23 protein-coding genes are annotated in these 24,943 nt (G+C 31.5%); 2 read left to right on the forward strand and 21 right to left on the reverse strand.

What is annotated here, in order from left to right:
* Positions 1-33: 33 nt before the first annotated feature.
* From ybeY to ACWJKS_RS12285, 6 genes are all read right to left on the reverse strand, one after another.
* Positions 34-534, reverse strand: a complete 501-nt coding sequence (gene ybeY / locus ACWJKS_RS12260) for an rRNA maturation RNase YbeY (RefSeq protein WP_216301804.1) — start codon at positions 532-534, stop codon at positions 34-36.
* Between the two features lie 16 nt (positions 535-550).
* Complete coding sequence (locus ACWJKS_RS12265) at positions 551-2,680, reverse strand: HD family phosphohydrolase (RefSeq protein WP_462952893.1); 2,130 nt, start codon at positions 2,678-2,680, stop codon at positions 551-553.
* A gap of 80 nt (positions 2,681-2,760) precedes the next feature.
* A complete protein-coding gene (yqfD, locus tag ACWJKS_RS12270; RefSeq protein WP_253198057.1) occupies positions 2,761-3,918 on the reverse strand; it encodes a sporulation protein YqfD in 1,158 nt (385 codons plus the stop codon).
* Positions 3,911-4,195, reverse strand: coding sequence for a sporulation protein YqfC (yqfC, locus tag ACWJKS_RS12275; protein ID WP_165414659.1), 285 nt, complete (start codon positions 4,193-4,195; stop codon positions 3,911-3,913). Before yqfC ends, yqfD begins: the two co-directional genes overlap by 8 nt.
* 341 nt (positions 4,196-4,536) lie before the next feature.
* Positions 4,537-4,713: a 30S ribosomal protein S21 gene (gene rpsU / locus ACWJKS_RS12280; protein ID WP_165413737.1), complete on the reverse strand. Its 177-nt coding sequence runs from the start codon at positions 4,711-4,713 to the stop codon at positions 4,537-4,539.
* 208 nt (positions 4,714-4,921) lie between these two features.
* Positions 4,922-5,272 (reverse strand): histidine triad nucleotide-binding protein, encoded by a 351-nt coding sequence (locus ACWJKS_RS12285; RefSeq protein ID WP_462959673.1) that lies wholly within the window; start codon positions 5,270-5,272, stop codon positions 4,922-4,924.
* A 180-nt stretch (positions 5,273-5,452) separates the two neighbouring features.
* Between ACWJKS_RS12285 and ACWJKS_RS12290 the strand changes: the two genes are divergently transcribed.
* Entirely contained in the window at positions 5,453-6,946 is a 1,494-nt protein-coding gene (locus tag ACWJKS_RS12290) for a hypothetical protein (RefSeq protein ID WP_462959674.1), read from the forward strand.
* Between the two features lie 314 nt (positions 6,947-7,260).
* Here ACWJKS_RS12290 and ACWJKS_RS12295 read toward each other — a convergent pair whose 3' ends face one another.
* The 11 genes from ACWJKS_RS12295 to gpr all read right to left on the reverse strand — a co-directional run bounded on the left by ACWJKS_RS12295 (position 7,261) and on the right by gpr (position 20,166).
* A complete protein-coding gene (locus ACWJKS_RS12295; RefSeq protein ID WP_462959675.1) occupies positions 7,261-8,013 on the reverse strand; it encodes a 16S rRNA (uracil(1498)-N(3))-methyltransferase in 753 nt (250 codons plus the stop codon).
* Between the two features lie 69 nt (positions 8,014-8,082).
* Positions 8,083-9,018 (reverse strand): 50S ribosomal protein L11 methyltransferase, encoded by a 936-nt coding sequence (gene prmA / locus ACWJKS_RS12300; RefSeq protein ID WP_462959676.1) that lies wholly within the window; start codon positions 9,016-9,018, stop codon positions 8,083-8,085.
* Between the two features lie 57 nt (positions 9,019-9,075).
* Positions 9,076-10,200, reverse strand: a complete 1,125-nt coding sequence (dnaJ, locus tag ACWJKS_RS12305) for a molecular chaperone DnaJ (protein ID WP_165413733.1) — start codon at positions 10,198-10,200, stop codon at positions 9,076-9,078.
* A 345-nt stretch (positions 10,201-10,545) separates the two neighbouring features.
* Complete coding sequence (gene dnaK / locus ACWJKS_RS12310) at positions 10,546-12,402, reverse strand: molecular chaperone DnaK (protein WP_462959677.1); 1,857 nt, start codon at positions 12,400-12,402, stop codon at positions 10,546-10,548.
* Positions 12,403-12,510: 108 nt separating this feature from the next.
* Positions 12,511-13,176, reverse strand: a complete 666-nt coding sequence (grpE, locus tag ACWJKS_RS12315; RefSeq protein WP_258280651.1) for a nucleotide exchange factor GrpE — start codon at positions 13,174-13,176, stop codon at positions 12,511-12,513.
* 50 nt (positions 13,177-13,226) lie between these two features.
* On the reverse strand, positions 13,227-14,273 hold the full coding sequence (gene hrcA, locus ACWJKS_RS12320; RefSeq protein ID WP_165413731.1) for a heat-inducible transcriptional repressor HrcA: 1,047 nt from the start codon (positions 14,271-14,273) through the stop codon (positions 13,227-13,229).
* A 215-nt stretch (positions 14,274-14,488) separates the two neighbouring features.
* Entirely contained in the window at positions 14,489-15,610 is a 1,122-nt protein-coding gene (gene hemW / locus ACWJKS_RS12325; protein WP_216301795.1) for a radical SAM family heme chaperone HemW, read from the reverse strand.
* A 21-nt stretch (positions 15,611-15,631) separates the two neighbouring features.
* Positions 15,632-17,437: a translation elongation factor 4 gene (gene lepA / locus ACWJKS_RS12330; protein WP_216301794.1), complete on the reverse strand. Its 1,806-nt coding sequence runs from the start codon at positions 17,435-17,437 to the stop codon at positions 15,632-15,634.
* Between the two features lie 179 nt (positions 17,438-17,616).
* Positions 17,617-17,874 carry a hypothetical protein gene (locus tag ACWJKS_RS12335; RefSeq protein WP_216301793.1) on the reverse strand — a complete coding sequence of 86 codons (258 nt, stop codon included), beginning with the start codon at positions 17,872-17,874 and terminating at the stop codon, positions 17,617-17,619.
* A 92-nt stretch (positions 17,875-17,966) separates the two neighbouring features.
* Entirely contained in the window at positions 17,967-19,139 is a 1,173-nt protein-coding gene (locus tag ACWJKS_RS12340; RefSeq protein ID WP_462959678.1) for a stage II sporulation protein P, read from the reverse strand.
* A gap of 52 nt (positions 19,140-19,191) precedes the next feature.
* Positions 19,192-20,166 carry a GPR endopeptidase gene (gene gpr, locus ACWJKS_RS12345; protein ID WP_462959679.1) on the reverse strand — a complete coding sequence of 325 codons (975 nt, stop codon included), beginning with the start codon at positions 20,164-20,166 and terminating at the stop codon, positions 19,192-19,194.
* Positions 20,167-20,417: 251 nt separating this feature from the next.
* Between gpr and rpsT the strand changes: the two genes are divergently transcribed.
* Positions 20,418-20,690 carry a 30S ribosomal protein S20 gene (gene rpsT / locus ACWJKS_RS12350; RefSeq protein WP_165413726.1) on the forward strand — a complete coding sequence of 91 codons (273 nt, stop codon included), beginning with the start codon at positions 20,418-20,420 and terminating at the stop codon, positions 20,688-20,690.
* A 122-nt stretch (positions 20,691-20,812) separates the two neighbouring features.
* On the opposite strand, the gene holA is transcribed toward rpsT, so the two are convergent.
* The 4 genes from holA to ACWJKS_RS12370 form a co-directional block, all read right to left on the reverse strand.
* Entirely contained in the window at positions 20,813-21,847 is a 1,035-nt protein-coding gene (gene holA / locus ACWJKS_RS12355; RefSeq protein WP_462959680.1) for a DNA polymerase III subunit delta, read from the reverse strand.
* Positions 21,844-23,631, reverse strand: coding sequence for a ComEC/Rec2 family competence protein (locus ACWJKS_RS12360; protein WP_462959681.1), 1,788 nt, complete (start codon positions 23,629-23,631; stop codon positions 21,844-21,846). Before ACWJKS_RS12360 ends, holA begins: the two co-directional genes overlap by 4 nt.
* Before the next feature lie 314 nt (positions 23,632-23,945).
* Positions 23,946-24,092, reverse strand: a complete 147-nt coding sequence (locus ACWJKS_RS12365) for a hypothetical protein (protein ID WP_165413723.1) — start codon at positions 24,090-24,092, stop codon at positions 23,946-23,948.
* 199 nt (positions 24,093-24,291) lie between these two features.
* Positions 24,292-24,837: an MORN repeat-containing protein gene (locus ACWJKS_RS12370; RefSeq protein ID WP_165413722.1), complete on the reverse strand. Its 546-nt coding sequence runs from the start codon at positions 24,835-24,837 to the stop codon at positions 24,292-24,294.
* Positions 24,838-24,943: the final 106 nt, after the last annotated feature.

Genomic DNA, 24,943 nt, shown 5'->3' on the forward strand with positions numbered 1-24,943 from the left:
AGTAAGACACATGAAACTAACCATAAGTGTATCCTACCTAGATATTTTAAAATTGTTCAATATTTCTTCTTCTCTTTTTCTCATAATATCTTTTGGGTCTTCCTCCATGTGGTCATAACCTAACAGATGTAAAATTGAATGCACTGTAAGATACGCACATTCGCGAGTAAATGAATGACGGAACTCTTCACTTTGCTGCTTCGCCTTTTCCAGGGATAATGCAACATCCCCAATTACTAGCCTTTCATCATATAAATCACTTTGGTCAAATTCATAATTTACATACACATCTTTAAACACCTTATTTTCTGGATAATGTAACATAGGGAAAGATAGCACATCTGTAATTTTATCTATTCCCCTATGCTCTAGGTTTATTTTTCTGATTTCTTCGTTGTCAATAAAGATAACACTTACCTCATTATCTATAAAAAGTTTTTCTTCTTTAAGCGTATACTCAATGACATTTTTTATAACAGTTTCAAGTTCACTCGAAACTTCAATCTTATTTTGCCTATTATCAATAAAAATCATACTTATTTTTACTCCTTTATTCTAGCCTCATTTTTTTATCTTCATGTTCCTTATCTTTTTGCCATTTGTCCATTGGATACTCTATTCTCTCATGGTATATTCCAGAAAGCGCTTTTAAAAATGCCTTTCTTATCTTTTCTAAATCTTTTAAAGTTAAATCGCAATTATTTAGTTGTCCATCATTAAGTCTGCTTTTTATTAGCTTATTAACCATTTCCTCAACTTTACCTTTCGTAGGATTTGGAATTGATCTTACAGCTGCTTCCACTATATCTGACAACATTATAATTGCCGCTTCCTTGCTTTCAGGACTCGGTCCCTGGTATCTAAAATCTTCTTCTTTAACTTCATCTGGATTGTCACTAGAATTTTTCATAGTTATATAAAAATAATTAACTAAAGTCGTCCCATGATGCTGCCTAATGATATCTTGAATTACTTTAGGTATTTTAAATTCTTTTGCAAGCTCTAACCCATCCTTTACATGAGAGATAATTATAAGTGTACTTAAATTTGCAGTTATTCTCTCATGTGGATTATCATTTCCTAATTGATTTTCTTTGAAAAAATATGGTCTCTTTATCTTCCCAATATCATGATAATATGCAGCAGCCCTTGCAAGAACAGGATTCGCTCCAACAGCTTCTGCTGCAACCTCTGACAAGTTAGCTACAAGCACAGAATGATGATAACTTCCTGGAGCCTCCAAAAGTAGCCGCTTTAGTAGTGGGTGATTAGGGTTTGATAGTTCCAAAAGTTTCACTGTAGTCACTATATCAAAAAAGCTTTCAAAAAACGGCAAAAATCCTATAGTAAGTACTCCAGATATAAGACTTGCGAGATACACTAGTCCTGCCTTTTTTAAAACATCAATTATACTATTGCTTAGCAAAAATCCCATAGATAGATACACCATAAGGTTTATTATTGCAATATATATAGCTGAATATAATATATCGTTTCTTTGTTGCATTTTCTTTAATATCATAACCCCAACAATAGAATTTAGCACAGCTAATATTGTTATTTCAAAATTAAAATTAACTGCAACACTAATTAGAATGCAATTAAGAATATTTAGAGCTATTGATACTTCATCATCAATTAAAATGGTCATAAGCATTGGCACGCAGGCTAATGGAATTACAAACAAAGAAATTATACCTAATGTTCTAGCCAGTAGTATAGCTATGATGCTAAGAAGATTAATCATAACTAATTTTTTTGTATCATTAAAAATTGCCGTATGATACTTATATAAATAAAACCATTGAAGTAATATTACTAGACATACAAGCGCTGCTACACTTGTATATAATGACCATTCAAAATTACTAGTATTATCTAGAAGCCCTAAGGATTCTAAAAGTGCCTTTTGCTCAGAGGTTATTGGTTCCCCCTCTTTTACAATGATCTGTTCCTTCTTAATCATAACAGGTTTAACACTTTTCCTTGCTTCTTCTATTAACACATCTGTACTTTTTTTATCATAAATTGAATTAGGACGAACCTCTACATTTGCGATAGACATCCCTATTGTTCTTATTTCCTTAGGAAAATTTGAGTTATTAATAAGTGTAGCAATAATCCCCTTTGCCAATATAATTTCCTCGGGTTTATTTTCATTTATTGTGGTTATATCATAAAGGGTTGTTATCGTATCTTTAAGAAATATTTCTAATTCCTTGGCTTTTTTAATTTCTAAATTTACTAAAGTCTGATAATTCTCATCGGTAAAATTAGGAATTGGGTTGCTCTTTTTGAGTGAATCTATTTTTTCCTCTTCCGATAATGTTTTTTTAGATGCGTCTACGCTATTATTCTCGGGTGATTTACTAGTGTTTAACTGGGACACTGCTGAAAATAATTTACCGATATTTTCTATAGCCTTGTCATTTACTGAAACTTTAATTGTTTTTTTTCCTACGCTCTCTACAGCTTTTGTTCTATTGATTTCTGTGGCTCCTTCATTTTCAACTTCCCTAGGAGCTTTTATATCTACTTTTGCAATACTTCCCACATTTATTGTATACTTTTTTGGAACTAAAGCTGTTACTAAAATTGAATACATTATAATCGCCGTAACTATAAAAATCAAATATGATTTTGCTTTATTAAGCTTCATAAGTTCCCTTATATTTTTCATATCCCATCCCCACCTTTTCTTCTCGAGTAAACTATAAAAACATATTTTCTTTCTTAATGTTTAATGTTTTTTGAGATGCACTATTTTTTTTCGGGTATACTCACTTTTTCGGGTGTTATTTCTCCTTCTGAAGCAATATTTTCTTCAGCAACTACCACCACTCTTATTAGATACTTATCTTTCTCCTTTTTTACATCTTTAATTTTATCTATTATTTTTACACTTTTGTCTAAATTTTTTAAAATATTAGAATACATCCCCTCTACTACCTTACCCTCATCCGCAGGTATATTTTTTTCTTCAATTTCATAGTAGATTTCTTTTTTTATAAACTTACTGTTATTTTCTATTTTATCATAATTACTATATGGAATTATGTTATTTTTTAGATAAATTTTTTTATTTGCAAATTTAATATATAAATTGCTTATACTGTTTCCTGTTTTAACCTTTGATATATTGTTTAATGGCACTTCTTTAATCTCCTCGTAAAAAGTTTTTGCTATAACTTCCCCCTTCGCATGTACAGGATAAACATTTTCCTCCTTGCCCTGCTCTCCTTTAACTAACAGCTCCCCCTTTTGTATCATTTTCCCGGCTTCTACAACGGCTGTACCTTCCGTAGTGTATACTCTAACTACCATACCATGTTTGCTTGCTACTAAATTACAGGGTGTTTGGTTACTAATTATAATAGGCGGTGATTGTCTTTCTATTACATCAACCTTTAGCTTAACACCGTCAATCCTTGCTTTTACCCACATTATTTCATCATTACTTCTTGTGATTTTATTTTCAATATCATAAACATCTATATTTTTCTTTTTAAGTCCTGGTCTTATCCCAAAACCTTTAATTTGTTGACGCAATTCATATGGGCTTATATAATTTTCCGTATTGATTTCTATATTCCATACAAATGTAGATAAATAATATATTACGCTCCCAAACAAGATTACTCCGAGTAGAAGTGCAGATCGACTTCTTAACTTTATTAAAAAAAATGCTGCTCCGCTCCTTACTATAATTTTAACTCTAGTGTCTGTTCGTTTTGCCACTTTACTAATCTCTCCATAGTCGCTTAATCTCACTTCTAAAACTACAGTTGTTATATTTATTTTTTTTATGTTCTTAACTTGAATACCATTTCTCCACAATAAATTTATAAACTTTTCTGGCATTAATGATTGTATTTCCATTGTGATATTACCTTTTTTATATTTTTTAAAATTATTCATGACTTTCATACACAACCGACTTAAAGTTGCCACTCAAAGTTATTGTGTTTCCCCCTATAAATAGTATTTTAAAATTTTTACCGTATATCGAAATCGGACCCACATTGGAATTTATTTTTATTTCTTCTTCTTCAAAGATTACTACACCCTTATGGTTTTCTATATTTATTTCACTGTTAGCTAAAATAGTTATTTTCGGTAAATCTAACAGGATATCTCTTGGCAATTCTAACTTACTTGCTATAATTTCTTTCGTTTTATAAAATTTATTATCCATACACTCACCTCATAAAATACTTCATATTAAATTTATGAAAAAAAAGTCTAACAAATTACAGTTTTTAAATTTTATAATTTTTTTCAATAAAAAAAAGACTCAGCAATCGCTGAGTCTTTCATTTATTCAAATACTATTTTACTATTTTACTATTTCACTAATAAGCTTACCATCTGCATTACTTATAACTTTAAGCAATAAGGCAAACATAATTTTTTCAATGTATTTTATGCCATTATCCACCAATTACACAACTGCCTTTTTGAATAGCTCTATAATTTCTAATCTAGTTAACTGCTGAGGAAGGCACTCTAACATTGCCTGTTTCCATTTTAAAAATTTTATTTAAATTTTCTCTTTCTTGCAGCTTCTGATTTCAACTTTTTCTTAACGCTTGGTTTTTCATAGTGTTCTCTTTTTCTTACTTCTCCGAGCACTCCACTTCTTGCGCACTTCTTCTTAAACCTTCTTAAAGCATTCTCAATTGTCTCGTCTGCTCCAACCTTAATTTCTGACATCATTATCCCTCCCTCCGCTAGCTCAATTCAATTTAAAAGCAGCTAATGCGGGGCCTAAATAGCACATTTTTTATTATACAACACACTTTTACATTATGTCAACATTTTCATTGCTGTTTTGTTATATATAAAATACTTTTAAAAATTCAACATTTTGTAAAGTAAATTAGAATACCGCCTCATTATTTGTTTGAATAAACCTTATATGCTAACCAGGTGGCCACTTAAGCATTCTTCCACCCAACAGATGAAAATGTATATGTTGAACGGTTTGTCCCCCTTGTTCTCCACAATTAGTTATAATTCTATATCCACTATCAGCAATTCCTAGAATTTTTACAATTTTCTTTGCGACAATAAATATATGACCTATTATTTCTGATTCCTCTTGTTTTAAGCAATTTAAGTCAGCAATATGCTGCTTTGGAATAATTATAACATGTACTGGTGCCTCAGGGCTTATGTCCTTAAATCCTATAATTTTTTCATCCTCATAAACCATTTCACAAGGGATTTGCTTTTTTACTATTTTACAAAAAATACAATCTTCCTCTTCCACATAATCACCTCCTTGCATAACCTGAGCTTTCACGGAAACTCCTTAGCTCCTGTGATTACTCATTTTTAGTATCATTAATTTTTGTTGATTCCCCCACTTTTTTTGCATAAAACACTTGACAAGCCTGTAAAATTTTGCGGTCCTCCTCTTAAAGACATGTTTTAATAGGAGGATTATTTTATGCTTAAAAATTGGAGCTCTCATGCTGATTATCAGCAATTTATTATTTTAAATCTCTCATGTTTCTACAAAGCTTTTCCTAAAAAAATTATAGAACTTGAACCTTCTATCTCTAAGTTGTATTGCTTAGACTTAGATATTCTTAGAGAGATATTAAAACCTTATTATTCTAATATTGGTAGACCTGCAACTCTTCAACCTGAGATATTTCGTTCATTTTCTTTAATGCTTTTTCAAAAGGAAACAAGCATTACCAACTGGGTTAAAAAGATTCATGCCTGTGAGTTACTTGCAACCTGTATAGGCTGCACTAAAAATAATGTCCCATCACTTGGTGCTCATTATGATTTTATCTCTAGATTATGGCTTTCAAATCTGTCTACCGACAGGGTAAACCTAAAAAAAATATATTCGTATAAGAAGAAACCCTCTAAAATTAAGGCACCCGGGAAAAATAAAAAGCTTCCTAATAAAAAAACTGGTGTTGTTAAGAGAATTTCAGATTTTTTTGAAGCTGGTCGCTCATTTTCCCTAAGAGCCGAAAGGCTGCTTCAAAAAATATTCTCATTAGTTGCTGTAGAACCCTCTTTTAATCTTAACTTAATAGAAAAAGATAACCTTACAGTTGGCGGCGATGGTACTTGTGTTCACTGTAAGTCTTCTTACTATGGTTCTAAAGTTTGTGACTGCCGTGAAAATGGAATTTACGATTGCAAATGCCCTCGTAGACTTTCTGACATAAATGCTAATTGGGGTTGGGACAGCCATGAAAATCGTTGGTTTTATGGCTACACTCTCTATGCTTTATCTGTCTATAATAAAAAATATAAGATAGATCTACCTATTTATCTACGATTTGTAGAGGCAAGCAGACACGACAGTGTCACTGGAATAGTAGCATTAGCTGAATTTAGAGAACTGTTACCGCAGTTCACTATATCAAATTATGTTCTTGACTCAGCTAATGATAACTACCCTACATATGAATTATGTTCTAAATGGAACATTAATCCCTTTATTGATCTGAACTCCAAAAACAAAGGAAATTCAAAATATCCAGTTACTCTAGATATTAATGAAAAAGGATTTCCTATCTGTATTGGTGGCCATGAAATGGTCTATAACGGTTATGAAAAAAGTCGTTCACGCCTTAAATGGCGTTGCCCTTTAGTTTTAAAAAAGGTTGCTAGTTGCTCTTGCTGTGAACAGTGCTCACCTTCACCTTATGGGCGAGTAATCTACACTAAACCATCATGGGATTTGCGGTTGTTTACTCCTGTGCCTCGCGGCTCAAAACAATGGAAAACTATTTATAAAACTAGAACCTGCTCAGAACGTATAAACAATCGTATTCTAAATGATTATAAAATTCATACTTTACGAATACATGGTAAAAAACGTTATTCATTTATGACTATGATTGCTGGAATTAATATTCATCTAGATGCAAGACTTAAAGTTTCAGGTTTTAGTATTTTAAATTTATTAGAGTAGCTGTTTGACAATTAAGTACTTTTTTCTGAAAATTCCTGCATCGTGTAGGCTTGTTTGCTATACCTATTTTTATTCCTAACTGCTCTCTGAACATAAAATTTATAGCACTATAATGACTCTATACATAATTAAGTTTTACATATTAGTTTCCGTGACTACTCAACCTTAGTTATATTATAGTATTCAACATAATTTTTTTTTCTCCTGCTACATATATTTATTGCTCAAAATTTTTATAATTCTTGCACTTCCTATCATTGCTTCTGATTCATACTAATTTACCGTACATCCTAAGGTAGCGATTGCAACTTTCATTACACCTTCCCTCCCAAGTCTCCCAGTTCATACATTATAAGGCTTAAACATGTAAAGCCTGCAGTCTCAGTTCTAAGTATTCTCGGTCCCAAAGTAACGATCCTTGCTCCTATTTCTTTAAGTTTTAATATTTCACTTTCTTCAAATCCACCCTCTGGCCCTATTACAATAGCAACTTTATTAATATGTATTTTCTCTATATTTTCTACTAATTTTTTTATACCATAACCTTCTTCATTTTCATAGGGAACCACTACTAAATCCATGTACTTTAGTTCTTGTAATAAGTTGTCAAACTTTATAGGAACATTTATTTGAGGCACCAGACTTCTCTTGCACTGCTTGCAGGCTTCTAGTGCTATCCTATTCCATCTATCCACCTTTTTAAACTCCTTAAGATCAGTTTTAACTACTACTCTCTCTGTAATTATAGGTGTTATTGCTTTAACCCCAAGTTCCGTATTTTTTTGAACTATTAAATCCATTTTTGTTGATTTAGGCATACCTTGAAATAAGTGTACTTCAATAGGACTTTCATTATTTATAGAATTTTCTTCTAATAAATTTACATTTACTGCCTTTTTATCTATAAAGGTTATTTCACCTACATATTCTTTACCTTCACAGTTATTAACACTTACCTTATCCCCGATTTGAAGCCTTAATACCTTATATATATGTTTTACATCCTCACCATCAATAACAGCATTGTTTCCATCTATACTATCTTTTGATACAAAAAATTTATGCATTATTTATTCTCCTTAAGCCTTGGTACATTCAAATAAATATACTGGTCTATTTTCATGCACCTTATTTTGCTATAACTTTGCAACTATGCAAGCCCATTCACCCTCTATATTTATCTCTTCAATTTTAAAGCCACACTCAGTTAACTTATTTATTACATCATCTTTTTTACTTAAAATTATCCCCGAAGATATAAAATATCCACCTTCTACTATAAACGCCTTAACTTGCTGCGTCAAAAATATAATTATATCAGCCATTATATTAGCTATAACTATATTCGCTTTTCCTTTAACAACTTCCATTAAGTCTCCGTATAATATTTCAATGTTACCTATATCATTGTAGCTAACATTTTGTTTTGCAGAGTCTACTGCTACTGGATCCAAATCAACTCCTATGACTTTCTTAGCCCCAAGCTTAGCTGCAGCAATAGCTAATATCCCAGAACCTGTTCCTATATCAAAAACTGTTGAATTAGCGTCCACGTGCCTCTCAAGTGCCTTTATACACATTCTAGTAGTCTCATGAGATCCAGTTCCAAAAGCCATACCTGGATCTAGTTCCACAATTATTTCATCAGTATTTTTATTGTATTCTTCCCATATAGGCTTTATAACTATCTTTTCCCCTACCTTTATTGGTTTATAATACTTTTTCCAGTTATTTTCCCAGTCTTCTTCATTTACTTTATCTGCCGTTACAGATCCAGCACCTTTGTCTAACCCACACTTTGGCAAATTATTTACCCCTGCTTTAATATCTTCTAAGTGCTTTTCAAATTTTTCATCCTTTTTATAGTATCCCTTAATTACAACCCCACTCTTTGTATCTATAATAGTTTCATCAAAATAGTCCCAATCTGTAGTATGATCCCGTCTAAAAATCAAATCTAAAGGATCTAAAATAGAGACCCCTTCGACTCCCGTATTGTATAGCATTGCAGATACAGCTTCAACAGCCTCACTACTTGTTATTATAGTTACTTCAATCCAATCTTTATTCATTATTAATCTCCTTATTTATAATAAAAAACTCCGTTTTACAAAACGGAGTTTTTATTATTATTTGCCAAATATTTTATCTACAATAGACTTTTTATTTTCTTCAAAAAAATCTACATTCTCGCCACTAGCCTCCATAAATAGTTTTAAAGCTTCCTTTTGCTTATCATTCATCGCTTTTGGAATATCAACAATAACCTTTACGTATTGATCTCCTCTTCCATGTCCGTTTACTCTAGGTATTCCCTTACCCTTAAGTCTAAATACAGTCCCAGATTGTGTTCCTCCTGGAACCTTGTATTTAACGTCTCCATCAACGGTTGGCACTTTAATCTCAGTTCCCATAGCTGCATACCCAAAGCTTATATGAGATTCTATATGAATATCAGTTCCATTCCTCTTAAAACTTTTATGAGGAGCTACTCTAATATTTATATACAAATCTCCTGATGGGCCACCTTTTTCACCCTGTTCCCCTTGACCTCTTAGAGGCATAACATTTCCAGTATCAACTCCACCTGGAACATCAATTTTAATTTTTTTGTTTTTTCTCTGTTTCCCAGAACCATGACAAGTTTTACATGGCTCAGAAATCATTTGACCCTTGCCACCACACTTATCACAAGTGCTCATGCTAGCAAAACTTCCAAAGGCAGTGTTTCTCTGTACTTTTATCTGCCCAGCTCCCCCACATTTATCACATGTTTTAGGCGAAGTACCGGCTTTAGCACCACTACCACTGCAATCCCCACATTTTTCATTTCTTGTAATGGATATCTCTTTTTCTACCCCAAAAACGGCCTCTTCAAAATGCAGGTTTAGATTATATTCTAAATCTGCACCTTTTTTAGGTCCATTCTGATTTCTTGAAGAGAATCCTCCACCTCCAAATATGTCGCCAAATATATCTCCAAAACCACCAAATCCTGAAAAATCAGAGCTACCTTCAAAGCCTGCTCCATTTGCATCAGCTGTACCATATTGATCATATCTTGATCTTTTCTCTGAATCAGATAAAACTTGGTACGCTTCATTCATTTCTTTGAATTTGTCTTCCGCCGCTTTATTATCTGGATTTCTATCTGGATGATACTTTAATGCACCCTTTTTAAAAGCTTTCTTAACTTCTTCCTCACTGGCACCTCTTTCTATGCCAAGAGTTTCATAATAATCTTTTTTTGACATCTAGCTTTTCACCACCTAAAATATATATACTTCTATATTATAAACTAATCTCTAATATAAAGTAATCCTTAAAATAATTTAACCATCACTATTATATAGTTTTTCTATGCATATTGCTAATATTTCTTTACATAACTCATCTCCTGCGGAGCTGTGTACATTAAATCATATCCTGCGGAGCTGCATATCAATGACTTCATAGGGATATTTTTACTCCCACTTAAGTTTTATTCTTGTTAAGGTATTTAACTCCCACTTATATAAGTGGGAGTCTTTCCTCCTGAAATGTCATTAAAATAAGGGAAGGGTAGTTACCCATCCCTTATTTTAAATTGATTTTACTAATTATTTATCTTCTTTTTTTTCATCTTCTTCTACTTTAAAGTCAGCATCCACTACATTGTCATCTTTATGAGCATTTCCATCTGCGTTAGTTTCGCCTGGGTTTGCTCCTTGCTCTTTTTCTGCTTCTGCTTGATATATTTTTGTAGTTACTGCATAGAAAGCCTCAGTTAATTCTTCAGTAGATTTCTTTATAGCTTCTATATCTTCTCCGTCTTTAACTTTTTTAAGAGCTTCTAATTTAGCATCAATATCTTTTTTATCATCTTCTGTTACTTTTTCTCCAAGCTCAGTCAAGCTTTTTTCAGTTTGGTATACTAACTGTTCTGCATTGTTCTTAACTTCAATTTCTTCTTTTCTAGTTTTGTCTTCTTCTGCAAATTTTTCTGCTTCTTTTACTGCTTTATCAATTTCATCATCACTTAAATTAGTTGATGCTGTAATTGTTATCTTAGCTTCTTTTCCTGTTCCTTTATCTTTAGCTGATACATTGACTATACCGTTAGCATCTATATCAAAAGTAACCTCTATTTGTGGAATTCCTCTTGGTGCTGCAGCAATTCCCGAAAGAGTAACTCTTCCTAAAGTCTTGTTACCTGCAGCCATTTGTCTCTCACCTTGAACAATGTTAATTTCAACTGATGTTTGACCATCTGCAGCTGTTGAGAATACTTGACTCTTTTTAGCTGGGATTGTAGTATTTCTTTCAATTAAAGGAGTAGCTATTCCACCTAGAGTTTCAATTCCTAGTGTTAATGGAGTTACGTCAAGAAGTAAAACATCTTTAACTTCCCCACTTAATACTCCTGCTTGAACTGCTGCACCGAGTGCTACACATTCATCTGGATTTACTCCCTTTGAAGGATCTTTTCCAGTAAAGTTTTTAACTGCTTCTTGAACTGCTGGTGTTCTTGTTGAACCACCTACAAGTACAATTTTATCTATTTCATTAAGTGATAACCCTGCATCTGCAAGTGCTTTTTTCATTGGTTCTATTGTAGCATTTACTAAATCGTGAGTTAACTCATTAAACTTAGCTCTTGTTAAATTTATATCTATATGCTTTGGACCTGTTGCATCTGCAGTAATAAATGGTAGATTAACATTTGTTTGCATTGATGATGATAATTCAATTTTAGCTTTTTCAGCAGCTTCTTTTAATCTTTGAAGTGCCATTTTATCATTTCTTAAATCTATTCCATTATCCGCTTTAAAAGTGTCGGCTATGTGATTCATAACCTTTTCGTCAAAGTCATCTCCACCAAGTTTAGTGTTACCATTAGTTGATTTTACTTCGAATAAACCATCACCAAGTTCTAATATAGATACATCAAATGTACCGCCACCTAAATCATATACTAATATTTTTTGGTTAACATCCATTTTATCTAAACCATAAGCTAGAGCTGCCGCTGTTGGCTCATTTATTATTCTTTTAACTTCAAGTCCAGCTATTTTTCCTGCGTCTTTTGTTGCTTGTCTTTGGCTATCATTGAAATAAGCAGGTACAGTTATTACAGCTTCTGTAACTGTTTCTCCTAAATAAGCCTCAGCATCAGCTTTTATTTTTTGTAAAATATACGCCGAAATTTCTTGTGGTGTATGGTATTTTCCATCAATATCTACTTTATGATTGGAACCCATTTCTCTTTTAATTGACATTATTGTTTTGTCTGGGTTTGTAATTGCTTGCCTCTTTGCTACTTGACCTACTAATCTTTCTCCATTAGCTTGGAATGAAACTACAGATGGTGTAGTTCTTGCACCCTCTGAATTAGAAATTACTACGGGTTCTCCACCCTCCATAACTGCTACACATGAGTTTGTTGTACCTAAATCTATTCCTATAATTTTTCCCATTATTATTTCCTCCTCATATTCCTTTTAGACCATAACAATTATAATTGTTATAATTCTTATATTTTATTATAATATTTTTTTATAATATTTTTTTTATAATACAAATCTTTAATTTGCAACTTTAACCATACTATGCCTTAATACCTTGTTATCTTTTTTATAACCTTTTTGGAATACTTCTACTATTTCATTAGTTCCATATTGTTCATCTTCAACATGCATTACTGCATTATGAAGATTTGGGTCAAATTCACCTTCTGAGACTAATTCTTCTACCCCTAATTTAGTAAAGGCATCATTAAATTGTCTTACCGTCATCTCCACACCGACTCTTAGATCTTCCCCAGTTCCTTCAACAGAAAGTGCTCTTTCTAAGTTATCAAGTACTGGCAAAACCTCTTTTAAAACATCGGCGCAAGCATCTGTGTATATACCATGTTTCTCTTTTACTGTTCTTTTTCTAAAGTTCTCATATTCAGCAGATGTCCTTAAATATTTGTCTTTAAAATCATCTAGCTCACTCTGTAATTTAATGTTTTCTTCTTCTAATTTTTTCTTATTTTTTTTCATATCTTTTTCACTTTCTAAAAGTTCTTCAACTTCTTCTACTATTTCAGCTTCTTCTGCAGTTTCCTCTATAGAACCCTCTGTCTCTTCCATAGTGCTTTGACTTTCGCCAGCTTCATCAACTGAGCTTGAAGCCCCATTATTAGGTATTGATGTGTTTTCTTCTTTTAAATCTTCTTTTAAAATTTCCTGATTATTTGTATTCACTAAATCATCCCTCCATTTCTGGCTCAAAGTAAATCTTTTAATTTTAAAATTTATCTATGATCATCATAAATTTGAGCTATATTATCATTTAATTCTTTAACTATCCCAGTTAGTACAGATATAACTTTTCCATAAGGTATTCTTGTTGGTCCTATAACGCCAATAGATCCGAGCGGTATTCCGGACGCGCTATAAACAGCTGTTATAATGCTGCATTCGCGAGCACATTCAACAAAATTTTCTCCACCAATTTTAATTGTAATATTACCTGTAATGTCCCCTACTCCTAGTAAACTATTTATACTCTCTTTATTGTCTACTAAAACTAAGAACTCACGAGCTTTAGTAATATTGTTATATTCTGGGTAGTTAAATATATTTGCAGCACCCTGAATATATACTTCTGAAGTCTCAACACCAGACAAACTATCATATAGAGCTGGAATAATTCCATCAAAAATTTCTTGATAAAATGCTAAATCTCTTTTTAAATTATTAATAACTTCTAAATTTATTTGCTCAATTGTAAGCTTTCTCAATCTAAAATTAAGCATATTGTTAAGTTTTGCAATGCTATCACTACCAATAGGTTTTCTAATCTTAATAACATTATTTTTGATGATACCACTGTCTGTAATAATTACAAACAAAATACTCTCAGCATCTAGATTCATTAGCTGAATATATTTTATACAGCTCTTTTGAACAGATGGTGCCTTAACTATAGATGTAAGATTTGTAAGAAGAGAAAGCATTTGTGTTGCTTGCTTAACGATTTTATCAACCTCATATAAAGCAGCATTAATAAGGTGATTTTTGATCATATATTCTTCCTCATTGGATAATTTTGTAAGTTCCATAAGTCTATCAACATATAATCTATAACCCTTATCTGATGGTTTTCTACCAGATGATGTATGCAACTGTTCTATATATCCCAGCTCTTCGAGGTCTGACATTTCATTTCTTATAGTAGCTGGACTAATACCTAAATCGTACTTTTTAGCTATGGTTCTGGATCCAACAGGCTCACCATTATTTATATAATCTGTAATTATAGCCTGAAGTATTTTAATTTTTCTTTCATCCATTTCCATAATATCACCTCTTTTATTAGCACTCACTACAGTTGAGTGCTAACGAGTATGTATTAAAAATATCATTTGCTAATGTATTTGTCAATAACCTTAATTTTTTAATTTAGCCACTATATGTTGATTATATCGATTTAAATTAAGTATACTACGCTTTCCTTTGATTTTCGTGGTGCTATAATATTAATATCTTTAGACAAAAATTTATGGCAATGCATTTATAGAAGAAATTCTGCCATAATCACATTCGATATTTCAATACCTTCATAAGTTAAAAAAATATTGTTATCATTTTCCTCCATGAATCCATTACTTACATATTTATTTATTACTTCCCTATAAACACTATCTATATCTTTGTCAAATCTTTTCCTAAATTCACTTTTGCTTATGCCTACATTCTTTCTAAGACCCATAAACATAAACTCTTCCATATCATCTTTAAATGAATTCTTTATTTTTTCCACTATTGCACAACAATCAACATTTATTTTCTTAATATATTTTTCTATATTTTCTTCATTTCTATACCTAAACCCATCCCTATATGAATGAGAGGAAGCGCCGCATCCTATATATTCGCCCATTTCCCAATATACTAAATTGTGTCTACATGACTTATTGATTTTTGCAAAATTTGAAATTTCATATTGTATATACCCTTTTCCTCTTAAATATTCTATTGTCTGTGCGTACATAGTTCGTTCTATTTCCTCATCCGGAAGCTTTAATGTGCCTTCTTCAAGCCCTTTATAAAAAGCCGTTCCCTCTTCCACTATTAGACTATAGCAAGATAAGTGTTCTGGATTAAGGTTAGTTACATTCTCTAAAGTCTCTATCCACTGCTTAAGCGTTTGAGACGGAAGTCCAAACATTAAATCTACATTGATATTATCAAAACCTAGATTTCTAGCCATTTGAAAGCTTTGTTTAAAATCTTCAATAGTATGGATTCTACCCAGCTTTTTAAGCAAAGAATCTTGAAAGGCTTGAAGTCCAATGCTGATCCTATTTACTCCTATTTTTTTTAAAAAGTTTAATATTTCCCCTGTAAATGTTCCGGGGTTTCCTTCCACTGTAAACTCTAAATCGTCACACATATCCAATCTATCAATACTTTTCCCTATCATTTCCCAGCCCGCTAAAGATAAATAGGTGGGAGTTCCCCCACCTATAAATATAGTTTTTATTTTTTTATCTCTTATACTATTTATTTCTTTTGCTAGAGCTGCGGCATAATCAAGCATACACTCCTCTTTACCAGCAAATGACGGAAAATCACAATATAAACACTTCTGCTTGCAAAAAGGAATATGTATATACAACGCAACATTCTTCATAGTTTAAGCCTCACTTTATTCCTAATCTACTTTAAGTATAGCCATAAATGCTTCTTGTGGAACTTCTACACTTCCCACTTGTCTCATTCTCTTTTTACCTTCTTTTTGTTTCGATAATAATTTTTTCTTTCTTGAGATATCTCCACCATAACATTTAGCTAAAACATCTTTTCTAAGTGCCTTTACAGTTTCTCTTGCTATTATCTTTGAGTTTATAGATGCTTGTATTGGTATCTCAAACATTTGTCTTGGTATAAGCTCTTTTAGTTTTTCAGCCATAATTCTTCCTCTATGGTAAGCTCTTTCCTCCGGAACAATCATAGACAGCGCATCTACTTTATCTCCTTTAAGTAAAATATCTAGTTTTACGAGCTGAGTCGTGGTATAACCCTTAAATTCATAATCAAAAGATGCATATCCTTTTGTTCTTGATTTTAAGGCATCGAAAAAGTCGTATACTATTTCATTAAGAGGCATGTCATAATTGAGCACTACTCTAGTGGTTTCTATATATTTCATATCAATATATACGCCTCTTTTTTCTTGACACAACTCCATAACTGATCCTAAATATTCTGATGGTGTTATGATAGACGCTTTAACTACTGGCTCTTCCATATAACTAATTTCCGTTGGTTCTGGAAGATTTGTAGGATTTGTTATTTCTATTAATTCTCCATTAGTTTTCATTACTTTATATATAACTGATGGGGCTGTCGTAATGATTTCTATATTAAATTCTCTTTCTATTCTTTCTTGTATTATCTCCATATGAAGAAGGCCTAAGAATCCACATCTAAATCCAAATCCTAAAGCGATAGATGTCTCGGGTTCAAATCCTAGCGCTGCATCATTTAACTGGAGCCTTTCTAGTGCCTCTTTTAATTCTCCATATCTAGCACCATCTACCGGATAAATACCACTAAACACCATAGGCACTGCTGGTTTATATCCCTTAAGCGGCTTAGACGCTGGTCTAGACGCTTCTGTTATTGTATCCCCAACTCGTGCATCCCTAACATTTTTTATAGATGCTGTTATATATCCAACATCCCCAGCACTTAGCTGCGGTACGGTCAGATAATTTGGAACAAATACTCCAACTTCTACTACATCGTATATTTTATTAGTATTCATCAGTTTAATCTTTGTTCCTGCTTTAACAATTCCATCTTTGATTCTTACATAACATACAACACCTTTATAACTATCATATGAAGAATCAAAAATTAAAGCTTTGAGTGGTGCTTCTTCATCTCCACTAGGAGGTGAAATCTTTTTTACTACAGCTTCTAGAACATCCTCTACATTAAGCCCAGTTTTCGCAGAGATTAGAGGAGCATCCTGAGCTTCAATACCTATTACGTCCTCAATTTCCTGAATTATCTCGCTTGGCCTTGCACTAGGAAGATCTATTTTGTTAATAACTGGTGCAATATCTAGGTTGTTGTCCAGAGCAAGATAGCAATTTGCTAAAGTCTGAGCTTGAATCCCTTGTGATGCATCTACTACAAGCACTGCACCTTCACAAGCAGCTAAGCTCCTTGAAACCTCATAGTTAAAATCTACATGTCCCGGAGTATCTATAAGATTGAATATGTATTCTTCTCCATTCTCCCTTTTGTAAACGAGCCTTGCTGGTTGAGATTTAATAGTAATACCTCTTTCTCTTTCGAGGTCCATATTATCAAGTACTTGTTCTTCCATTTCCCTTTTAGTTAAAGTGCCTGTCTTTTCTAATAATCTATCTGCAAGAGTAGACTTGCCGTGATCAATATGTGCAACTATCGAAAAGTTTCTTATGTATTTTTGTCTATTACTCGGCATTAATTTGTACCCCCGTTATTCTATATGAATCAAATCATTTGCTTTAGCTTAACATAAACATACTTATCCTAAAGCATATTAGTTTTATAAATTAAATTATATCATAAATATCTCTAGTTTTGTAAGCGTATTATGATTCTACATTATACTTTATTTCGCTTAATATATGTATTTTTATATTATTTTGAAAAAATACCATTGTATGTACTAATGCATTTTTTTTTCATGTTATCAAATATTTTATTATTCACATAAAAACCATAGTCCTTAGTCTCTATTCTAAAATCGACAGGTTTTAATTTAAAGCCTATTGTAAATTTCGACTTATTTCTCACAAGTTCTGTCTTATTAATATTAACTTTGATGAATCCATAAGTTAAAACAGAAAAAGAAATAAAAATCACAAGAAAATATTTAATTCTACCCTTTTTAAGCATAAAAAGTGCCTCCTTACAATTGCCCTAAATAGATAATAATTATTAATTATTATCTTCTCCTTAGTAAGGATGCACTTTTTAAAATAAATTATTCATTTTTTCCCATTTAATTGTTCTGCCATTATTCTTGATAAATACTTACCAGTATTTTTCACCTCTTGGACAGTATTACTCTCGGCACCTACTTCAATTAGCATAGCATTATCACTTCTATCTTGATTATAAAACCTAATTCCACGATGATAAGCATGAATTTCATTGCCTCTTATAAGATTTGGGTATAATTTATTTGATATTCCTATCATGGAATTTATTAATTTCTTTTGCTTTGCGTATCTAGGGTTTCCATCTGTCACTACAAACATATATTTAGCTACATTTTGCCCATTTATTTTAGTAGTTACTGCACCCTTATTCGGTACACTATCTCTATGTAAATCTATAATTAAATCGAATTTTTCATATTCCTTTAAATACCTGTCTAAAGTAACTCCAGATTTTTTGTAGGCACTATTATAATCTCCTTTATCATGCACAGTTTTATCATGTATAACTGCAATTCCATATTTTTTTTCTAGTTCATCTTTAATTACATCTCCTACAGTGCAAACATTTCTTGTTTGATCTAAACTACAATCAATTTTAGATCTATCATTATCTGATGTGCGATAAGCTTCACAGGTATGAGAATGGTATATAAGCACTCTAGGCTTTGCATTATTTAAAGCTTTTTTCAAATCAGGATTATCAAGGGGAGCTACCAGATTAGAATCTTTATCTTTAGCTTCTGCTTCTGCTTCTGCTTCCGCTTCCGCCTTACTTACCTGTTTATCTTCTAATTTAAAGGGATTAGGACTAAATTTTGAATTGCTTACATCAGCGCTAGCGTCATCGTTATCCAAAAATGCAACTTCTTTCACTATTATAGATATAGGATTTAAGATATCTACTCCTAACAATGATAATGCTGAAAGTTTCACGCTATTTTCACTGTTAGTATACTGCCGCTCTGTGTTTGAGGACTTAATTACTGCTAATGTATTATTAATAACATTAACATAAAAGTAATTTCTATATTTCCCTTCATTATCCGCCTTGGCACTTTTAGGTAAAATCAGGCTTAATAAAAAAATAATGAGTAATATGAAAACACAAAAAAATATTCTAACATTACTATTTTTTTTAATAGCATATTTTGAAAAATTCATTTTTTTACTTAGCATATTCTTATATTTACCTTTAATTTCTATACCTTTGTAACTCATCTTTATCCCCCCCGCTTATACAATATATATGAGGGAATATATGAAGTTATTACTAGTTCAAATACTTATTTATGTCCTCTAAGTCTAATGCTGGTTGTAGCGCTATATTAATACCATTTGCAATAATTTTAGAAACTGAATTTATAACCATATCAATTTCTTTTGGTGTAACTACAAGGTTACCAACATATGGATTTAATATTTCAGCAATCATCTTTTGTTTTTCTACCTTATCAATTGACTTAAGCATATTGTAAAATTCTTTGCCTTCATTTGCGGATTTAATCATTTCATCAAGTACTAAATCAATGGTATCATTCGCTAGTGTTGCCGCATCAACTACTGTTGGAATCCCAATAGCAATAACTGGCACGCCTAAGGTTTTTTCACTTATTTCCATCCTCCGATTCCCAATTCCAGCTCCTGGAGAAATTCCAGTAGTCCCTATTTGTATAGTTCTGTTGACCCTATCCATTTTTCTAGAAGCCAATGCATCAATGCAAATAACTAAATTAGGTTTGATTTTCTCCACTATGCCGCGGATTATTTCACCAGTTTCCATACCAGTTATTCCTAGTACTCCAGGGGATATGGCACATACTGGCCTTATACCTTCATCTATAGAGTCGGGTACTAATTGTTTTAAATGCCTAGTCACCATTATTTTTGAAATAACTTTTGGTCCTACAGCATCAGGAGTAACGTTCCAATTACCGAGTCCAACCACGAGCGCTGTCATACTATCCTCTAATTTTATTAGCGGAGCGAGCACCTCTCCCATTACAACGCTTACTCTGTCTATAGCATCACCATCATAGTGAACAAATTCAGGAATATCAATAGTTATATATGTACCTTTTGGTTTTCCCATCATTTCTTCGCCAATATCACTTACTATTTTTACATTAGTAATTTTAATATCACCCTTGTTATACTCTTCTACATCAACACCTGGCATCTCACCATTGTTTTCTGCCTTGTATATTTCTTTAGCTTCAACAGCTAAATCTGTTCTTACACTTATCATAATTTCACCTCAACTATATTTTTAATATTAGCTTTTCCTAATAGCCCTTTCCTATCCCTTCAAAAATATTTTTTTAGCCTTTTCACTTATTTAAAATGCGCCTTATATTAAAAATTATATATATAGATTAAATTTCACTTGAAGTGATTAAATTTTAATGCTATAATATCAGTTGAATAATTAAAAAGATTCGTACGCAGTTTTACCCAAGACTGCTGACATGTTATTAAATACGAGGGTGGTGAAATTAAATGGCAAATATTCAATCAGCAAAAAAAAGAATTAGAGTTACTGCAGTTAAAACACAAAGAAACACAATGATTAAATCTGCTTTAAAAACTAAGGTAAAGAAATTTGAGACAGCTGTCGTTACTGGCAATGTTGAAGAAGCTAAAGTTACATATGCAAGCGTGGTTAAAGCTTTAGATATGGCTGTAACAAAAGGAATACTTCACATAAACAAAGCGGCAAGAAGAAAATCTAGACTAGCAGCTAAGTTAAATGCTTTAAGTTTAACAGCATAATAAAAAACCGGTGATTTACACCGGTTTTTTGTTTTTTTTGTATAAGATATTTAAAAGAATAATAATTCAAAGGTAGACAGTCTTAGAAATGATATTAAATCGTCATATATGAAGCTGTAATGTTACATAACAGTTTTTATCATAAAAATTTCAATATTTAGCTTATCGTCAGTAGACGCACTTTTTAAGATTTTTTCTGTATCGACACATAGTTCAATATTTCTCTTTAGTGCCTTTATTGTAAACTTCATACACTGCGAGATCATTTTCTCACAAATATACGGATGAAGCTTTAATTCACTCGCCAAAATTTCTTTTGTTTTCCCGCTATCAATGCCTAATTTAAGATTAAATAAAAGATTGAATTGTCGTCCTAGCATAAATAAGATAAGTGGTATCTTCTCTCCTTTGTATATAAGTTCATTTAAAACGTCTAGAGCTTTCTTAATATTTTTCTGAGACAAATAATCAACTAAATTAAAAATATCACTTTCACTCTTTTGAGGCATCATCTCCAAAATATCTTCTTTAGTAATTTCTCTTCCCTGCGTAAATGAAACTAATTTCTCTATTTCATTTAATATTATATCCATGTTATTGTCTACCTGGCTACAGAATAAAGTAAGTTCTGATCTCCCAATTTTCGTTCCAGCGTTTTCAAATAAATTCTTGCACTTTTTTTGAAGCGATTCCCCCCTTAATTTATCAACTTTTATGACACATGATTTTTTATCTAGTTTTTTTATTTTATTGCTTGGTTTTTCTCTGTCACTTAAAAACACATAATATATGACTAAAATGCAATGTGGTGAAGGATTTTTCAAATATTCGCCTAGCATAGCGAAATTTTTGCTTTTTATATCTCCCGAATTTTTACTTCCACCACTATCATCTAAAAATGAAGCCCTGTATACAACCACAACCTTTTTATCACTCATAAACGGCATGGTTTCACAAGCATCTATAATTGTCTCAAAATCAATTTTGCTACCATCAAATTTCGAGTAATTCAAATCCATGAAATCCTTACTTAATACATTATCGGTTATAAAATCAACATGATTTTTTATTAGTTTTTCATCCGATCCGCAAAATATATAACAATTATCTAGTTCATGTTTCTTGATTTTTTTCTCAAGCTCTGTAAAGTTAATCAAAATATTTCCTCCAACCCCTGTGAAAATTTTAATGTTCTGTTTCCTATAATTACATATTTATTTATTATTGTACCTGGCAATGTGTATGTTTCATCCTTTTTTAGCTTTACAATACATTTAAATGGTATAATTTCTTCACCGATATTATTAGATAATGCACTATCATTAAATACCGCCCTATCGGGTTCTACATTTGTGTTTTTCACAAAACACACTTGTGCTTCTAATTTATTACCATTACTAATTAGCCTAATTGCATATCTCTGTGAAAGTCTGATAGTTGAATCTCCCGTGTAACCCTTAAAAACTTTATCTACCTTCACAGGCACTTTTAAATCCTTCACATTAATATTGCCTGTGGTCACCGCAATTGTAGTTTTTTTATATTGTAATAAAACTATATCATTCTTATTTATATTTATATAGCTAATCTCGGGAAAAACCTTATAATTTTGAAAAGCAAAAATAAAAACAATGCAAATTGGAACATACTTAAATTGCCCATAACCTTTTTTAATTCCAACATAGCACAGATACAGTCCAAATACAACTAAACTCTCTAAATAAGAGAAGTATATTATTTCTGGTAATAATATACCTAGCATTTTTTGAATAAATTCTATAATCATTAAAACAGTATATAGTCCGTAGTTTACTAAATTGAACAATTGATAAATTGGGCTAAGTACTAAACCCATATTCCCCAGCACCACAACTATCGTATAGAATGGCAATAACAATAAGTTACTAAAAAGGAATCCTAAACTAAAAGTTTTAAGGGCTCCAATTGCATAAGGCATAGAAAATATTTGGGAACTTAGACTTAAACTAAAAGATTCGTTTAAAGCAGATGGTAATTTGTATAGCACCTTTTTCATTTTCTTATTATATACTATAATTCCCAGAACACAAAGGAATGAGAGCATAAAGCCTATATCAAGAATATAAAAAGGTCTAATTATTAATAGTATAATTGCCGCTAGGCTAAGAGAAGATAAGCTATCATATTTTTTATAAACCATACTTGATATTTTCAATATAAAAATCATTATAAATGCTCTTATTGTAGAGGCTTGACCTCCCGTAAATATCATATATCCAAAAGAAAATAATAAAGCTATTTTATAACCCATAATAATTTCTAAAGCTTTATATACTATTGACATGTGTAGTCCTGATACACTTATAACATGACTGATACCTAATTTTTTAAAATCTTCTTTTTGCGTTTTTTCTATGTATCCACTGTCTCCAAAACATACTGCCATAACTAAAGCAGATTTTTCTTTTCCTAATACTTCTAAAAATTTTTCATATAAGCCTCTTCTAAAACTTTCAATTTTCGATATTAAATCTTCATTACAAATCTTATAATTTTTAACTGTATATGTTCCAACGATGCCTCTTTCATACACTGCCAATTTTCGAAAATTACCATTTATCCAAAAACTTCTTCCCTGCGTTAATTCAAAGATATCGCCTTCCAAAACAATTTTCTTATTATCATATTTCGCAGTGCAATAATATGTACTTTTTTCTGAAATCCTCACTTTTAACTTTTGCTTACTTGGCAGATTAGTATTAAAATAAGAATAATAATTTATAGTTCCAATAATAAAAAAGCAAACTACTATATAAAAAAACTTTTTATCTATAGTAAAAAACATTATAGCTAAAAAGGTTGCAGCTATAACTGCACCTAAAATAGGATTATTTATTAAAATCAAACAAGTAAGGCATCCCATCAATATTGTTATTGCATAATACACTAAAGGTCTAACCATAATAAACTATTCTACTTGAAAATTTATCTATTAAAAAGAACATATAAATTTGTTCCATATTTTTTTGTTTCCTTATAATTTAAGCATTATTAAAAATATACTTTCAAGCATTTTCACACCTCCACAACCTTTATTTTGTCCAATAAATATTCATACTAATCAGCTTGTTCTTATTTATTTGAATAGATTACTATAGTATAAATATACTTTTTAATAGTAAATAGAAGACTTTAGAATAAATATCTAAAGTCTCCTTAATTTTAAATGCTTAATTTAGTTTTTTTATACTAACATTCAAAACCCTTATAACAATTTTAGAAATCGCATCTATTACGGTTTCTTCTATGATGTCTCTTATTGCAATTTATTACAACAGTATTGCAACAACAATCATCTCTGTCACAATCATTCCTGCCACAATCATCAGCTAGTAATAATAATATTATCCACCAACAACACATATATATTCCCCCCCTCTCCGAAGGCAAATATTTTTGTTTAAAATCATTTTTCCTAAGTTTCTGCCATTAATGCTTCTTTTGTTGTTATATAATATTATGCTTACTACAAAAAGGTTCCACTTAAATCATCTTCGAAGCTGAAATGTCATTAACGATAAAAAAATAACAGAATTTTTCATCTGTTATTTCAACAATTACTTCACCTTATTAATTTGTTATTTTTAGACTCTCCAATTTGAATTTCTCCATCTGAATAAATATACATTCCTTGCCCTTCTCTTTCATCATTTTGCCACTGCCCTATATATTTTTCTCCCTGGGCCCAAGTATGAATTCCTTCTCCATGCCTAAGTCCATTCTTTAAGTCACCTACATATGTGTCTCCATCTGGCCATGTACAAATACCTTGACCACATTTTTCACCATTTTCCCAAAATCCTATGTATTTTTCACCATCAGGCCATGTATATATTCCATATCCATGTTTTTCATCATTACTCCACTCTCCTATATATTTTTCTCCACCTGAAAAAGCCAGTGTACCTTGGCCATGCATTTGATCATTTTTCCAAAGGCCTACATATTTACTTCCATCGCTATAACTAAAAGTGCCCTCGCCATGTTTCTTACCATCAACTCTTCCTCCTTCATAGGTTCCCCCATGAATATGTTGTGTTTTTGCAATTATAACATTATTTATTCTAATTTTATTTAAATTAGCTTTACTTAATTTTATGTTTTTCATATTCAAATCGCTCCTTTACTTATGTACTTATAATAATGCATATGCATTATCTTCTATATACTATACCATATTCTTTTTAAAATTATGCAATAATTTTCTACAAAAC

The organism is Clostridium sp. CM038 (assembly GCF_055081105.1).